The 14,105-nt window shown below is 62.6% G+C and carries 13 protein-coding genes; 12 read left to right on the forward strand and 1 reads right to left on the reverse strand.

All coding sequences use genetic code 11. The annotated features are described in order from the left end of the window. Positions 1–34 precede the first annotated feature (34 nt). The 12 genes from LB555_RS08025 to lpxB all read left to right on the forward strand — a co-directional run bounded on the left by LB555_RS08025 (position 35) and on the right by lpxB (position 12,583). The gene (locus LB555_RS08025; RefSeq protein WP_015317782.1) at positions 35–1,144 is read left to right on the forward strand and encodes an aldo/keto reductase; all 1,110 of its coding nucleotides are present in this window, start codon (positions 35–37) and stop codon (positions 1,142–1,144) included. 150 nt (positions 1,145–1,294) lie between these two features. Continuing rightward, positions 1,295–2,017, forward strand: a complete 723-nt coding sequence (pyrH, locus tag LB555_RS08030; RefSeq protein WP_224682602.1) for a UMP kinase — start codon at positions 1,295–1,297, stop codon at positions 2,015–2,017. Positions 2,018–2,126: 109 nt separating this feature from the next. Further along, a complete protein-coding gene (frr, locus tag LB555_RS08035; protein ID WP_224682603.1) occupies positions 2,127–2,681 on the forward strand; it encodes a ribosome recycling factor in 555 nt (184 codons plus the stop codon). Positions 2,682–2,713: 32 nt separating this feature from the next. Continuing rightward, positions 2,714–3,448, forward strand: coding sequence for an isoprenyl transferase (locus LB555_RS08040; RefSeq protein WP_140664120.1), 735 nt, complete (start codon positions 2,714–2,716; stop codon positions 3,446–3,448). After that, positions 3,445–4,260: a phosphatidate cytidylyltransferase gene (locus tag LB555_RS08045; protein ID WP_224644161.1), complete on the forward strand. Its 816-nt coding sequence runs from the start codon at positions 3,445–3,447 to the stop codon at positions 4,258–4,260. Before LB555_RS08040 ends, LB555_RS08045 begins: the two co-directional genes overlap by 4 nt. A 94-nt stretch (positions 4,261–4,354) precedes the next feature. After that, entirely contained in the window at positions 4,355–5,497 is a 1,143-nt protein-coding gene (rseP, locus tag LB555_RS08050; RefSeq protein ID WP_015317787.1) for an RIP metalloprotease RseP, read from the forward strand. Between the two features lie 217 nt (positions 5,498–5,714). Further along, complete coding sequence (bamA, locus tag LB555_RS08055) at positions 5,715–8,090, forward strand: outer membrane protein assembly factor BamA (RefSeq protein WP_224682604.1); 2,376 nt, start codon at positions 5,715–5,717, stop codon at positions 8,088–8,090. Positions 8,091–8,163: 73 nt separating this feature from the next. Continuing rightward, entirely contained in the window at positions 8,164–9,219 is a 1,056-nt protein-coding gene (gene lpxD, locus LB555_RS08060) for a UDP-3-O-(3-hydroxymyristoyl)glucosamine N-acyltransferase (protein WP_015317789.1), read from the forward strand. Then, a complete protein-coding gene (fabZ, locus tag LB555_RS08065) occupies positions 9,212–9,679 on the forward strand; it encodes a 3-hydroxyacyl-ACP dehydratase FabZ (RefSeq protein WP_015317790.1) in 468 nt (155 codons plus the stop codon). Before lpxD ends, fabZ begins: the two co-directional genes overlap by 8 nt. Before the next feature lie 13 nt (positions 9,680–9,692). Then, on the forward strand, positions 9,693–10,526 hold the full coding sequence (lpxA, locus tag LB555_RS08070; RefSeq protein ID WP_224682605.1) for an acyl-ACP--UDP-N-acetylglucosamine O-acyltransferase: 834 nt from the start codon (positions 9,693–9,695) through the stop codon (positions 10,524–10,526). After that, the gene (locus tag LB555_RS08075) at positions 10,498–11,412 is read left to right on the forward strand and encodes an LpxI family protein (RefSeq protein ID WP_224682606.1); all 915 of its coding nucleotides are present in this window, start codon (positions 10,498–10,500) and stop codon (positions 11,410–11,412) included. Before lpxA ends, LB555_RS08075 begins: the two co-directional genes overlap by 29 nt. After that, positions 11,405–12,583 carry a lipid-A-disaccharide synthase gene (gene lpxB / locus LB555_RS08080; protein WP_224682607.1) on the forward strand — a complete coding sequence of 393 codons (1,179 nt, stop codon included), beginning with the start codon at positions 11,405–11,407 and terminating at the stop codon, positions 12,581–12,583. Before LB555_RS08075 ends, lpxB begins: the two co-directional genes overlap by 8 nt. A 94-nt stretch (positions 12,584–12,677) precedes the next feature. Here lpxB and gltA read toward each other — a convergent pair whose 3' ends face one another. Beyond that, positions 12,678–14,000, reverse strand: coding sequence for a citrate synthase (gltA, locus tag LB555_RS08085; protein WP_015317794.1), 1,323 nt, complete (start codon positions 13,998–14,000; stop codon positions 12,678–12,680). Positions 14,001–14,105 lie beyond the last annotated feature (105 nt).

Below are 14,105 nucleotides of genomic sequence, written 5' to 3' on the forward strand. Positions count from 1 at the left end.
CCCGCATCAACCGGACCAAGATCGGAAAAAGACAATGACGATGAGCTACTACACACTCGGCAACAGCGGCCTGCGCGTCAGCCGGCTGGCACTGGGCACGATGACTTTCGGGACGGAATGGGGCTGGGGCGCTGACCGGGATACGGCGCGCGCGATGTTCGACGCCTATGTCGAGGCCGGAGGCAATTTCTTCGACACCGCCGACCTTTACACCGGCGGCACGGCCGAGACCTGGCTCGGTGAATTCGTGGCCGAGCGGGGCTTGCGCGACAAGGCGGTGATCGCCACCAAATTCACCATGAACTCGAACCCCGGCAATCCGAACGCCGGCGGCAATGGCCGCAAGAACATCATGCGTGCCGTCGACGCATCGCTGAAGCGGCTGGGTACCGACTATATCGATCTCTATCTCATGCATATCTGGGACAGGCTGACGCCGGCCGAAGAAGTGCTGCGTACGCTCGACGATCTGGTTCGGGCAGGCAAGATACGTCACATCGGCCTGTCCGACGTGCCGGCCTGGTATGCCGGGCGGGCGCAGGCGATCGCCGAACTGCGCGGCTATGAGCCGATCTCGGCGTTGCAGCTTGAATACTCCCTGGCGGAGCGTGCCATCGAGCATGAATTCGTGCCGTTCGGGACACGCCATGGCGCCGGCATCATGGTCTGGAGCCCGCTGGCAAGCGGACTGCTAAGTGGCAAATACCGCCCGGCGCAGGCGGGCAATGCCGGCCGGCTCGACGGCTTCCGCAACACCACCCACCCAGGCTTCCAGAAATTCAGCGAGCACAACTGGGCTGTGGTGGCGGAGCTGGAGAAAGTCGCCGCCGAACTCGGCCGCGGCATGGCTCAGGTCGCGCTGAACTGGGTGGCGACTCAGCCAGGAGTTGCCACCGTCATTCTCGGAGCAACGCGGCTTTCGCAGCTGCAGGATAATCTTGCGGCGCTCGATTTCTCCATACCGCCCGCGCTTCGCCAGCGCCTGGACAAGGTGAGCGGCACGCCGGCACCGTTCCCGCATTCTTATTTCGGTCCCGAGATCCAGGTCCGTGTCGCGGGCGGTGTCGTGACCGGCGACAAGCCGTCAGGCTACGCATTGCCGGTCGTGGTCGAAGGCGAGGCGGTTGCCATCAGCAGCAACTGATCCAGAAAGCCTGGAATTTTGCACAAGGGCGCGGCGTGACATCGCCGCGCCCTTCGTGTATCCGGTCAACCCGTCATGACAGCACCGCCGGGCGAAGCAGGGGGCGTTTTCGCCTTCAGAGCTTGCCACGCCGGAATTTCGAGGAACCAGATGACGGTCAAGCCCCGCTACCGACGTGTTCTGCTGAAAGCTTCGGGCGAAGCGTTGATGGGCGAACAGCATTTCGGCATCGACGTCTCGGTCGTCGACCGCATCGCCGGCGACATTGCCGAGGCCCGTGCGCTGGGCATCGAGGTGGGTGTCGTTATCGGCGGCGGCAATATCTTTCGCGGCGTGGGGGGCGCCTCCAAGGGAGGCGACCGCGTTACCGGCGATCACATGGGCATGCTTGCCACGGTCATCAATTCGCTGGCGTTGCGCACGTCGCTGAACAAGATCGGTGTCGATGCCGTCGTGCTGTCCGCAATTGCCATGCCCGAGCTTTGCGAGAGTTTTTCGCAGCGCCAAGCGACCGCCTACATGAACCAGGGCAAGGTGGTGATCTTCGCCGGCGGCACCGGCAATCCGTTCTTCACCACTGATTCGGCAGCGGCACTTCGCGCGGCCGAAATCGGCGCCGACGCGCTGTTCAAGGGTACCCAGGTCGACGGCGTCTATTCGGCCGACCCGAAAAAGGACCCGAGTGCGGCGCGTTTCGAGCGCATCAGCCACGCCGAAGTCATAAATCGCGGCCTTTCCATCATGGATACCGCTGCGATTGCACTTGCGCGCGAAAACAACATTCCGATAATCGTCTATTCGATCCACGAAAAGGGTGGTTTCGGCGATATTCTAAGGGGCGGCGGCCGCTGCACGGTCGTCGCGGACGAATGATCGGGGCCGGATCCCTGGAAGGGGAAACCGGCTTTCGAACATCAGGCTCGAACACGGGGCCCTTGCCCCGAAGCAGTGAACCCGCGGCAGACGGGTCGAGGAGACTAAGATGAGTGGTGAGTACGACGATCTGAAGCGGCGCATGGATGGGGCCATCGCCGCGTTCAAGCATGACCTGGCTTCGCTGCGGACCGGTCGCGCCTCCAGCAATCTGCTCGATGCGATCCAGGTGCAGGCCTATGGCACCACCATGCCGATCAACCAGGTGGCCAACGTTTCGGTGCCGGAGCCGCGCATGATCTCGGTCTCGGTCTGGGACAAATCGATGGTCGGCGCGGGGGCCCGCGCGATCCGGGAATCCAATCTGGGCTTCAACCCGATCGTCGATGGCACCAATCTGAGGATTCCGCTGCCGGAGCTCAACGAACAGCGCCGCAAGGAACTGGTCAAGATCTCGCACGGCTACGCAGAGAACGCCCGTGTCGCCGCGCGCCATGTGCGCCGCGACGGCATGGATTTCCTGAAGAAGGCGGAGAAGGACGGCGACATCAGCGAGGACGATCAGCGCAAGCGTTCCGACCAGGTCCAGAAACTTACCGACGAAACCATCAGCACCATCGATCATCTGCTTTCCGACAAGGAAGCTGAAATCATGCAGGTTTAGGGTTGGCCCTTGGCTGACCCGAAAGCGAGATCATGACAACGCCCGCGCATGTCGCGATCATCATGGATGGAAATGGACGCTGGGCCAAGGCGCGCGGTATGCCGAGGCTCGCCGGTCATCGCGCCGGCGTCGAGGCCCTGCGCAAGGCGGTGCGCGCCGCCCCGGGTCTCGGCATCTCCTTCCTGACCGTCTACGCTTTCTCGTCGGAGAACTGGTCGCGGCCGAAGTCCGAGGTCAGCGACCTTATGGGTCTGTTGAAGCTGTTCATCCGTCGCGACCTTGCCGAGCTGCACCAGAGCGGCGTACGGGTCAGGATCATCGGCGACCGCACAGGGCTGCAGGCGGACATCAGGGGGCTGCTCGACGAGGCCGAATCGCTGACGATCCACAACACTTCGCTGACGCTGGTGATCGCCTTCAATTACGGCGGGCGTGACGAGATCGTCCGCACGGCGCGCAAGCTTGCCGCGGCCGTGGCGCGCGGCGAAATGGACAGCGAGGCGATATCAGCCGAAAGCTTTGCCGGCTCTCTGGACACGCAAGGCATTCCCGATCCGGAGCTGGTCATCCGCACCAGCGGCGAACTGCGCCTGTCCAACTTCCTGTTGTGGCAGGCCGCCTACAGCGAACTCGTCTTCCTGCCGTGCTACTGGCCGGACTTCAACCGCGAGCATTTCGCCGAGGCCTTGCGCGAATATGCTGGCCGTGAGCGCCGCTTCGGCGGACTCGGCCCGCAGGACGTTGCTTCGCGGCCGGCCGCGGGATGAGCAACCTTCAGCTGCGCGTCATGTCGGCTGTCGTGCTGGCCATTGTGGCCCTCGGCCTGACCTGGCTCGGCGGCCTGCCGTTCCGGCTGCTGTGCGCCGTCATGGCGGCAATGATCTTTTACGAGTGGACACGCATGTCGCGGCCCGCCGCGGCCGACGGGCTTGGTTTTCTCCCGGAAGCGCTGATGGTCATTTTCGTCGGCGCCCTGGTTGCCGGCCTGCCCGCACGGTGGCTGCTGCCGCTCGTCGTGATTCTGGTTGCGACAGCGGCGATCACCGCCGGAGTTCGCAAGATCGGCCAGTGGGACGCCAGCGGCCTTGCCTATGCCTGCATGTCGGGCCTGTCGCTTGCCCTGCTGCGCGACGGCGACCATTCGGGCCTCGTCGCCATCCTGTTCCTGTTCGCGGTCGTCTGGGCAACCGACATTTTTGCCTATTTCGTCGGGCGTGCCGTCGGCGGGCCCAAACTGGCGCCTTCGATCTCGCCCGGCAAGACCCGCAGCGGCGCCCTCGGCGGGGCGGTCGGTGGTGTCGTGGCAGGGCTTCTGCTTGCCGCCTTCGCCGGCGCCGGCAACCTGGCGTTGCTGGGTATTGTGGCGCTGGTGCTGTCGATCGTCGCCCAGGCCGGCGACCTCTTCGAATCCTGGGTCAAGCGGCGGCACGGCCGCAAGGATTCTGGCGTGCTCATCCCTGGGCATGGCGGCGTCATGGACCGTGTCGACGGGCTTGTCGCGGCCGCTCTTGCCCTATACGTCATCGGCTGGATCGCGGCGGGCGCCGAGCATCCGGCACAGGGGCTGTTTCCCATTTGAACGGTGTCATTCCACGATCTGGCGCGGGCGCCTTGGATTCGCCTGTATTGATGTCACAGTCACGCAGCGACGCGGAAGAACTTGAGGGCCTGAATTGAACGAGATTCTTCACGCGATTTTCAGCACGGAAGGCCTCTTTCTCGGCACGCTCGTGCCGTTTCTCTTCGTTCTGACCGTCGTGGTGTTCGTTCACGAGATGGGCCACTATCTCGTTGGCCGCTGGTGCGGCATCGGGGTCAGGGCCTTCTCAATCGGCTTCGGTCCGGAGCTCATCGGCTTCAACGACAGGCATGGTACGCGCTGGAAGCTTTGCGCCATACCGCTTGGCGGCTATGTCAAGTTTGTCGGCGACATGAACGCCACCTCCAGCCAGCCGACATCGGAAGAACTCGAAACGCTGACCGACGAGGAACGCAAGGTTGCCTTCCACACCCAGGCGATCTGGAAGCGCGCGGCAACGGTGGTGGCCGGGCCGCTATTCAACTTCCTGCTGACGATCGTCGTCTTTTCCGTGCTGTTTGCCGCCTATGGGCGTTATGTCGCGGAGCCCATGGTGGCGGAGGTTACAACAGACAGTCCCGCGGCCAAGGCCGGCATCTTGCCAGGCGACCGATTCGTCAGCGTTGACGGCAGCAAGGTCGAAACCTTCGGCGACGTGCAGCGGCTGGTCTCGGGCCGCGCCGGCGACACCATCACCTTCGTCATGCTGCGCGGCGGCAAGGAGGTCACGGTGACCGCGTCGCCGCAGCTGATGGAGCAGGAGGACGCGCTCGGCAACAAGGTCAAAGTCGCCGTGATCGGCGTCGTCAACAACAAGGAACTCGGCCAGCCCCGCCTCATCACCTACACCCCGGTCGGAGCCGTTGCGGCGGCCGTTGAGGAAACCGGCCACGTCATCGAGCGCACCGGACAGTTCCTGCAGCGCTTCGCCGTCGGGCGCGAGGACAAGTGCCAGTTGGGTGGCCCGGTCAAGATCGCCGACATGGCCGGCAAGGCGGCCAAACTCGGTTTTGAATGGCTGGTGCAGCTCGTCGCGCTGCTGTCCGTTGGGATAGGCATTCTAAACCTTTTGCCGATTCCCCCCCTCGACGGCGGCCATCTGTTGTTCTACGGGGTGGAGGCCGTCATCCGCCGGCCGGTGTCGGAACGGATGATGGAAATGGCCTATCGGGCCGGTCTGCTTCTGGTGCTGTGCTTCATGGGGTTCGTGTTCTGGAACGATCTCTTTGGGTGCTGAAATCATGAAGGAATTTGGCCTGAGCATGGCGGATGTTGAGACGCCGTTTACCATGCACGGGGATATGAGTGACGCGAAAGCCACGCACCAGGGTTAAGTAAATACAAATTAACCAGAAGCCTTGCGTGTAGGGAAAATCCGGTTAATACGGTAGGGGAAATGACCGCACGTCCGGTTTTCTCGCCGTGGGGACTACGAGAAAAGGTTATTAAGCCCGATGAAGGCAGCATCCAAGTTTCTAAACGCCGCGTCAGCGGCGGCACTGTCCGCCGCTCTGGTCGTACCAGGTGCGCTCGCAGTGCAGTTCGTTGCCACATCGGCGGCCGAAGCCGCGGTCGTAAGCCGGGTGGAGGTGAGCGGCAACCAGCGTGTCGACGCCGATACCATCCGCAACTACATCACCATCAAGCCCGGCAAGGCCTTCTCCAGCTCCGATGTCGATAGCGCGGTCAAGGCGCTGTTCGGCACCGGCCTGTTCTCGGATGTCCAGATCAACCAGGTCGGCTCGACCCTGGTGGTCAAGGTTTCGGAATACAAGGTCGTCAACCAGGTGCTGTTCCAGGGCAACAAGAAGCTCAAGGACAACGCGCTTCAGGCGGCGGTTCAGCTGAAGCCGCGCGGCACGTTCTCTCAGGCTACGCTGGATTCGGATGTCGAGGCGGTCAAGGCCGCCTACAGGCGCATCGGCCGTGACGATGCCGGCGTGACCGCGCAGATCATGGAGCTTGGCGACAACCGCGTGAACGTGGTCTTCCACATCACCGAAGGCGATCGCACGCAGATCGCGGCAATCAATTTCGTCGGCAACAGCGCCTATTCCAGCCGCCGCCTGTCTGATGTGATCAACACCAAGCGCTCGTCCTGGGTCTCGTTCATCCTGCGCGACGACGTCTACGACGAAGACAAGCTGCGCGCCGACCAGGAGCTGCTGCGCCGCTTCTATTACAATCACGGTTATGCCGACTTCCAGGTCGTGTCCGCCGTCGGCGAGCTCGACAATGCGACCAACAAATACACGGTCACCATCACCGTCCAGGAAGGCGAGCGCTACAATTTTGGCGACATCAGCGTCGAAAGCACGATTCCGGAAGTCGACTCCAAGTCGCTGGAATCGGTGGTCGAAACCCGCAAGGGCGATGTCTACAATGCCAAGAACGTCGAAGACTCCATCATTGCGCTGACGGAGAAGGTGGCTGGTTCCGGCTATGCTTTCGCCCAGGTGACACCGCGCGGCGACCGCAACTTCGAGAACCACACGATCTCGGTGGTCTACACCGTCGACCAGGGCACCAAGGCCTATGTCGAGCGCATCGAGATCCGCGGCAACGACCGCACGCGTGACTATGTCATCCGTCGCGAATTCGATGTCAGCGAAGGCGATGCGTTCAACCAGGTGCTCATCCAGCGCGCGAAGAAGCGCCTGGAAGACTTGAATTATTTTGACAAAGTCGAGATTTCGACTGTGCCCGGCTCGGCCCCTGACCAGGTCGTGCTGGTGGTCGACGTGGTCGAGAAGTCGACGGGTGAATTCTCGGTTGGCGCCGGCTATTCGACTGGCGGCGATTCGGCTGGACCGTCTGTTGAAGGATCGATCACAGAGCGCAACTTCCTAGGCCGTGGCCAGTTCATCAAAGTGTCGGCCGGTGGCGGGAAGAACTCGCGCGACTACAGCCTGTCCTTCACCGAGCCGTATTTCCTCGGGCGGCGTATCGCCGCCGGCTTCGACATTTTCAAGTCGACGCGGGAATACAACAACAATTACGACAGCGACACCACCGGCGCGACGATCCGCTTCGGGTTGCCAATCACCAACAGCATCACGACCCAGTTGGCGTACAACATCTCGCAGGAGAAATATAAGGTCGACGACGGTTGCGATCCCACTCCTGTCGATCCCGACGGCAACTGCAACATTTCCCAGGCCATTCTGGATGGCATCGAGCAGAGCCCATGGATCAAGTCCTCGGTCAGCCTTGGGCTGGTCTACAATACCATCGATGACATGAAGAACCCGCATGAGGGTATCTATGCCAACACGACAGTGGAGGTCGCCGGTCTCGGTGGCGATGCCAAGTTCGTGAAGATCACCGGGCGCGGCAGCATCTACCAGACGCTGTCCGAGCAGCTTGACCTTGTCGGCCTCCTTTCGGGTGGCGCAGGACATGTCGAGGGCTACGGCAGCGACGGCGATCTGCGTATCTTCGATCACTTCCAGAGCACCGATCGCATGATCCGCGGCTTTGCCTATGGTGGCATCGGCCCGGTTGCTAACGACACCAGCGGTGACCATCTGGGTGGAACGACCTATTTCAACGCTTCGGCGGAGGCGCAATTCCCGCTGCCGGTCGTGCCTGAGAGCTTCGGCTTGCGGGGCGCGGTGTTCGCTGATGCGGCAACGCTCTATGGCAGCAAGATCGCCACTGGCTTGGTCGATCCAGATTCTACCGGCATGAAGGTGCGCGCCTCGGTTGGTCTCGGCCTGATGTGGGCGTCTCCGTTCGGCCCGATCCGTATCGACTATGCAATCCCGGTCAAGAAGGAAGCGAGCGACGACGTGCAGGAATTCAACTTCGGCATATCGACCCGCTTCTGATCGGCGGCCAACGATGCTCCCGGGTTTTGGATCCGGGAGAAATGTTCCGACCTAGCTGGATATAGCTTCTGGAATGACCGATCCGGTGTTCTTCGCGCCATCACGCCGGTATACGGCGGCCGAAGTCGCGAATCTGACCGGCTCGGTGCTTGTCGATTCCGGCCAATCCGACGTTTTGATCGAAGCGCTGGCGCCGGCCAATGAAGGCGGCGCCAATGCGCTTGTCTTCGTCGACGGCAGGCGTAATTCCGCGCTGATGCCGTCGCTGCGGGCGGCGGCGGTCCTGTGCACGGCCGAATTCGCAAACAAGGCGCCTTCCAGCGTCGCTGTCTTGACTCATCCACGGCCGCAGCAGGCTTTCGCGCTGGTTGGGCGCCTGCTGTTCCCGACAGCCGCCACGCCGGGGCCAATGACGAGTGAAACCGGTGTTTCGCCGCATGCCCATGTCGATCCGACGGCGCATGTCGAAGCCGGGGCTATCATCGAGGCCGGCGCGGTCATCGGGCCTGGTGTCTCGATCGGCAGCGGCACAGTCATTGCGCCCAACGCCGTCATCGGACAGTCCTGCCAGATTGGCCGTGACGGTTATGTCGGGCCGGGCGCCAGTATCCAGTACGCTCTGATCGGCAATCGGGTCATCATCCATGGTGGCGCCAGGATCGGCCAGGACGGCTTTGGCTTTGTCGGCGGCGCCAAGGGGCCGGAACGTGTTCCACAGATCGGACGCGTCGTCATCCAGGACGATGTCGAGATCGGCTCCAATTCCACCGTCGATCGTGGCGCCATGTCCGATACGATCATCGGGCAAGGCACCAAGATCGACAATCTCGTTCAGATCGCCCATAACGTCCGCATCGGCCGCAATTGTATAGTGGCCGGGCTGTCGGGTATTTCCGGTTCCGTGGTGGTGGGTGACAATGTCACCATGGGCGGCGGTGTCGGGCTTGCGGATCATCTGACGATTGGTACAGGTGCCAAGCTTGCAGCCAGAAGTGGATTTATGAGCAATGTTCCCGCCGGCGAGATCTGGGGTGGCTATCCGGCGCAGCCGATGGCGGAAGCCATGCGAGAGATAGCCATGTTGCGCACGATGGCCAGGGCACGCAAGCAGGGCAAGGACAATGGCTGACATGGTGGCGGCGACAACGCTGGAAGCGGTCGACATATTGGGGCTGATGAAGCTCCTGCCGCACCGCTATCCCTTCCTGATGATCGACCGCATCGTGGACATCGACGGCGACGACTCTGCCATCGGCATCAAGAACGTGACCATAAACGAGCCGCATTTTCAGGGGCATTTCCCGGAGCAGCCGGTGATGCCTGGCGTGCTGATCGTCGAGGCCATGGCCCAGACGGCCGGAGCCATCTGCATCCGCAGCCTCGGGGCGTCGAAGCCGTCGCTGGTCTATTTTCTGACCATCGACAACGCCAAATTCCGCAAACCGGTCGTCCCCGGCGACCAGTTGAAGATCCATGTCAAGAAAATCAAGAAGCGCGGCAACCTGCTCAAATTCGCCTGTGAAGCCCTGGTCGAAGGTACCAAGGCGGCCGAGGCCGAGATTTCAGCCATGATGGTCACCGGCGACTGACGATCGAGTGCCTATGAAAATCAAGACGTCAATCCATCCTTCCTCCGTCGTGGAAGAAGGCGCCCAGATCGGCCAGGGTGTGCGCATAGGGCCGTTCTGCCATGTCAGCGCCGATGCCGTGATCGGCGACGGGGTCGAACTGGTCAGCCATGTCTCGGTGATGGGCGCGACCACTATCGGGGCGTCGACCAAGGTCTATCCGATGGCGACACTGGGCGCACCGCCGCAAAACACCAAGCACAAGGGCCGCCGCACGACGCTGGTCATCGGCGCCAACTGCACCATCCGCGAAGGCGTGACCATGCATGTCGGCACCGACACCAGCCGTGGCGAAACCACGGTCGGCAACAATGGCAATTTTCTCGCCTACGCCCATATCGCCCATGACTGCGCCGTCGGCAACAACGCCACCTTCGCCAATGGGGCGACATTGGGCGGCCACTGCGAGATCGGCAACAACGTCTATATTGGCGGCCTCAGCGCCGTCCATCAATTCGTGCGCGTGGGTGACAACGCCTTTCTTGGCGGGTGCTCGGCTTTTGTCGGTGATGTCATTCCCTATGCCATCGCCGTCGGTAACCGCGCCAGCCTGCGCGGCTTGAACATCATCGGCCTCAAGCGCGCCGGTCTGCCGCGTTCCGAAATCCATCTGCTGCGCAAGGCCTACAAGACGATCTTCGACCGCTCCCGCACCGTCGGCGAGAACATCGAGTTCGCCAAGGTGGAGTTCGCCTCGTCGCCGACAGCGATGAAGATCATCGACTTCATCACCAGTCGCGGCAAGCGGCACTATGCGGTGCCATCGCTCAAGGGCGGCGATGGCGACGATGCCGATGACGAAGGCTGAGACAGCCGCGGCTGGTCTTGATCTCCCGCCTGGTGCCAGGGTCGGCATCATCGCCGGCGGCGGCAGCCTTCCGGTCGAAGTCGCTGCCGGTTTGGCCGAACAGGGTCATCCGCCATTCCTCGTGCTCATGGACGGTGAGGCCGACCGCCTGGCGGAATTGTGCCGTTACGAGCATGAGACCCTTGCCCTGGAGGCGATAGGATCGCTCATTCCGCTGCTCAAGCGTAACCGGATTACGCATCTGGTGCTTGCCGGCGAGATAAAGCGCAGGCCAAGGCTGACACAGATGCGTCCAAGCCTCAGCCTGCTCGCTGTGATACCCACCGTCGTCATGGCGTTGGCGCGCGGCGACGATGGACTGCTCAAGGTGGTGGCGCGCGGGCTCGAGGCCCGGGGGATAAAGGTCGTGGGCGCCCACGAGATCGTGCCGAACCTTGTCGCCGCCGAAGGGGTGTTGACCAGGGTCACGCCTCGGAAGTCGGACTGGCGCGACATCGATGCAGGTTTTGCCGCGGCAAAAGCCATCGGGGCGCTGGATATCGGCCAGGCGGCGATCGCGGTCGGCGGCCGGACCATTGCGCTTGAAGGCATCGAGGGCACGGCCGGATTGCTGGACCGCGCCAGGCTGCTGCGCGGCCACGGCCGTATCGCCGGCAAGACGCGCGGCGTGCTGGTCAAATGCGCCAAGCCTGGCCAGGAGCTGCGCGCGGATCTTCCTTCCATGGGGCCCCAGACGGTAGAAGCAGCGCATGCGGCCGGGCTTGCCGGCATTGCCGTCGAGGCGGGACGCTCCCTGATCCTCGAAGGTCCCGCAACCCTCTCGCGTGCCAATGACCTTGGGCTGTTTATTGTCGGTCTGGCCGCAACGGAGTCAGGTCATGGCTGACAGGGCGCTGAAGATCGCGATCGTCGCGGGCGAGGAGTCAGGCGACCTGCTTGGCGCCGACATTGTCCAGTCGCTGCGCCAAATAACAGGACGCGAGGTGCAGCTCGTCGGCCTCGGTGGCCGCCACCTGCAGGCGCTTGGGCTGGTTTCGCCGTTCGACGCCAGCGAGGTCGCGCTGATGGGGTTCAGCGCCGTCCTGCGTGACCTGCCGCGCCTGATGCGGCGGATCGGTCAGCTGGCGGGGCTGGTTGCGGATGCCAAGCCGGACTGCCTCGTCACCATCGACAGCCCCGATTTTTCGCTGCGCGTCGCCAAAAAGGTGCGCGCCGCCAACCCGACGATCCCGATCGTCCACTATGTCTGCCCGAGCGTCTGGGCATGGCGGCCGGGCAGGGCGGTGGCGATGAAGCCGTATGTCGATCACATCCTGTGCATCCTGCCGTTCGAAGTGAAGGAGCTCGATCGGCTGGGTGGCCCGCCCGGCACCTATGTCGGCCATCGCCTGACGCATGATCCCGGCGTGCTGTCGGCCGCCAGGGCGCAGGCCCAGCCGCGTGATCTTTCACCAGACCGCGTGAAGACGCTGCTTGTCCTGCCCGGCTCGCGGCGCGGCGAGGTGCGACGGCTGCTCGAGCCGTTCGGCGAGACCGTGTCGATGCTGCGGGCACGCGGGCATCGGCTTCGGCTGATGTTGCCGACGGTGCCGCATGTCGCGGACATCGTACGATCCGCGGTCACGCGCTGGGATGAAAAACCCGAGATTATCCTGGAGCCGGAGCGCAAATGGCAGGCCTTCGGCAAGGCCGACGCGGCGTTGATCGCGTCCGGCACCGTCTCCCTGGAACTGGCACTGTCCGGCGTGCCGATGATCTCTTGCTACCGGCTCGACCCTGTCGCACGCGCCGTGGCGCGGTATTTCGTTTCCGTCTGGTCGGCGCTGCTGCCCAACCTGATCTCGGATCGCGCACTGATCCCGGAGTTCTACGACGAATACGTCAGGCCGAACAATCTGGCACGCCAGCTGGAAGCGCTGTTGGCCGACAGTGGCATGCGCGCCTGGCAGAAAGACGGGTTCGCCGAGATTTCACGGCGCATGGCAACGGACAAACCGTCCGGTGAGATCGCGGCGCAGGTGGTGATGGGGTGTATCAAGAGAGTGGGTAGGCAGTAGTGAGTGGTGAATAGTGAGTAGTGAGTAGTGAGTAGTGAATTAGAAAACTCTCTAACCTGACTACTCACTACTCACTACTCGCTACTCACTCGTCTCAGCGCTTGGCGATCGGCACGTAGTCGCGCTCTGGCGCACCGGTATAGAGCTGGCGCGGACGGCCGATCTTCTGGCGTGGATCCTCGATCATTTCCTTCCACTGGGCGATCCAGCCGACCGTGCGGGCAACCGCGAACAGCACGGTGAACATGGTGGTGGGGAAGCCCAGCGCCTTCAGCGTGATGCCGGAATAGAAGTCGACGTTCGGGTAGAGTTTCTTCTCGATGAAATAGGGATCGGTCAGCGCGATCTTTTCCAGTTCCATCGCGATGTCGAGCAGCGGATCGTCCTTGATGCCGAGTTCGCCCAGAACCTCATGCGCCGTCTTCTGCATGATCTTGGCACGCGGATCGTAGTTCTTGTAGACGCGGTGGCCAAAGCCCATCAGGCGGAACGGATCGTTCTTGTCCTTGGCGCGGGCGATGAATTCCGGGATGTGATCGACATGCCCGATCTCGCCCAGCATGTTGAGCGCCGCTTCGTTGGCGCCGCCATGGGCCGGGCCCCACAGGCAAGCAATCCCGGCGGCGATGCAGGCGAACGGGTTGGCGCCCGAGGAACCGGCGAGGCGAACGGTCGAGGTCGAAGCGTTCTGCTCATGATCGGCATGCAGGATGAAGATACGCTCCATGGCGCGCGCCAGCACCGGGTTGATCTTGTACTCCTCGCACGGCACGGCAAAGCACATGTGCAGGAAGTTTGCCGCGAAACCGAGATCGTTCTTCGGATAAATAAAGGGCTGGCCGATGTGGTACTTGTAGGCCATGGCCGCGATCGTCGGCATTTTGGCGATCAGGCGCATGGAGGCAACCATGCGCTGGTACGGGTCGGAGATGTCGGTCGAGTCATGATAGAAGGCCGACAGCGCGCCAACCACGCCGCACATCACCGCCATCGGGTGCGCGTCGCGGCGGAAGCCGGTGAAAAAGCGCGACATCTGCTCGTGCACCATTGTGTGGCGCGTTACGCGGTAGTCAAAATCGTCCTTCTGCGCCTTGGTCGGCAATTCGCCGTAGAGCAGGAGGTAGCAGACTTCGAGGAAGTCGCCATGTTCGGCCAACTGGTCGATCGGATAGCCCCGATGCAGGAGGATGCCGGCGTCGCCATCGATGAAGGTGATTTCCGACTCGCAGCTTGCCGTCGAGGTGAAGCCTGGGTCATAGGTGAAGGCGCCGGTGGTGCTGTAGAGCGAGGCGATGTCGATGACGTCAGGTCCGACCGAGCCGCTTCGCACCTTGAATTCGTGAGTCTTGCCGGCGAATTCCAGCGTTGCCGTGGCCTCTTGGCCGCCCACATCCAGTTTTTTCGCAGCTTCGGTCATTGCAAACTCCTTCTTGTTTCCTCATGCCGGCAAAGGCAAATTCCGCAGAGCGACACGTCGAAATCACCGCAATGCGCGTATTCGCCACCGCATTCTAGGAGGTGC

The sequence above is a fragment of the Mesorhizobium sp. BR-1-1-10 genome, assembly GCF_020165595.1.
Taxonomy (GTDB): Bacteria; Pseudomonadota; Alphaproteobacteria; order Rhizobiales; family Rhizobiaceae; genus Mesorhizobium; species Mesorhizobium australicum.

What these genes read in the sequence shown, in the direction of transcription:
- LB555_RS08040 (WP_140664120.1), top strand. Translation starts at nt 2,714, where the DNA reads ATGACAACGCCCGCGCATGTCGCGATCATCATGGATGGAAATGGACGC.
- frr (WP_224682603.1), top strand. Translation starts at nt 2,127, where the DNA reads ATGAGTGGTGAGTACGACGATCTGAAGCGGCGCATGGATGGGGCCATC.
- pyrH (WP_224682602.1), top strand. Translation starts at nt 1,295, where the DNA reads ATGACGGTCAAGCCCCGCTACCGACGTGTTCTGCTGAAAGCTTCGGGC.
- LB555_RS08075 (WP_224682606.1), top strand. Translation starts at nt 10,498, where the DNA reads ATGGCGACGATGCCGATGACGAAGGCTGAGACAGCCGCGGCTGGTCTT.
- LB555_RS08045 (WP_224644161.1), top strand. Translation starts at nt 3,445, where the DNA reads ATGAGCAACCTTCAGCTGCGCGTCATGTCGGCTGTCGTGCTGGCCATT.
- LB555_RS08025 (WP_015317782.1), top strand. Translation starts at nt 35, where the DNA reads ATGACGATGAGCTACTACACACTCGGCAACAGCGGCCTGCGCGTCAGC.
- lpxA (WP_224682605.1), top strand. Translation starts at nt 9,693, where the DNA reads ATGAAAATCAAGACGTCAATCCATCCTTCCTCCGTCGTGGAAGAAGGC.
- lpxB (WP_224682607.1), top strand. Translation starts at nt 11,405, where the DNA reads ATGGCTGACAGGGCGCTGAAGATCGCGATCGTCGCGGGCGAGGAGTCA.
- lpxD (WP_015317789.1), top strand. Translation starts at nt 8,164, where the DNA reads ATGACCGATCCGGTGTTCTTCGCGCCATCACGCCGGTATACGGCGGCC.
- gltA (WP_015317794.1), bottom strand. Translation starts at nt 14,000, where the DNA reads ATGACCGAAGCTGCGAAAAAACTGGATGTGGGCGGCCAAGAGGCCACG.
- bamA (WP_224682604.1), top strand. Translation starts at nt 5,715, where the DNA reads ATGAAGGCAGCATCCAAGTTTCTAAACGCCGCGTCAGCGGCGGCACTG.
- fabZ (WP_015317790.1), top strand. Translation starts at nt 9,212, where the DNA reads ATGGCTGACATGGTGGCGGCGACAACGCTGGAAGCGGTCGACATATTG.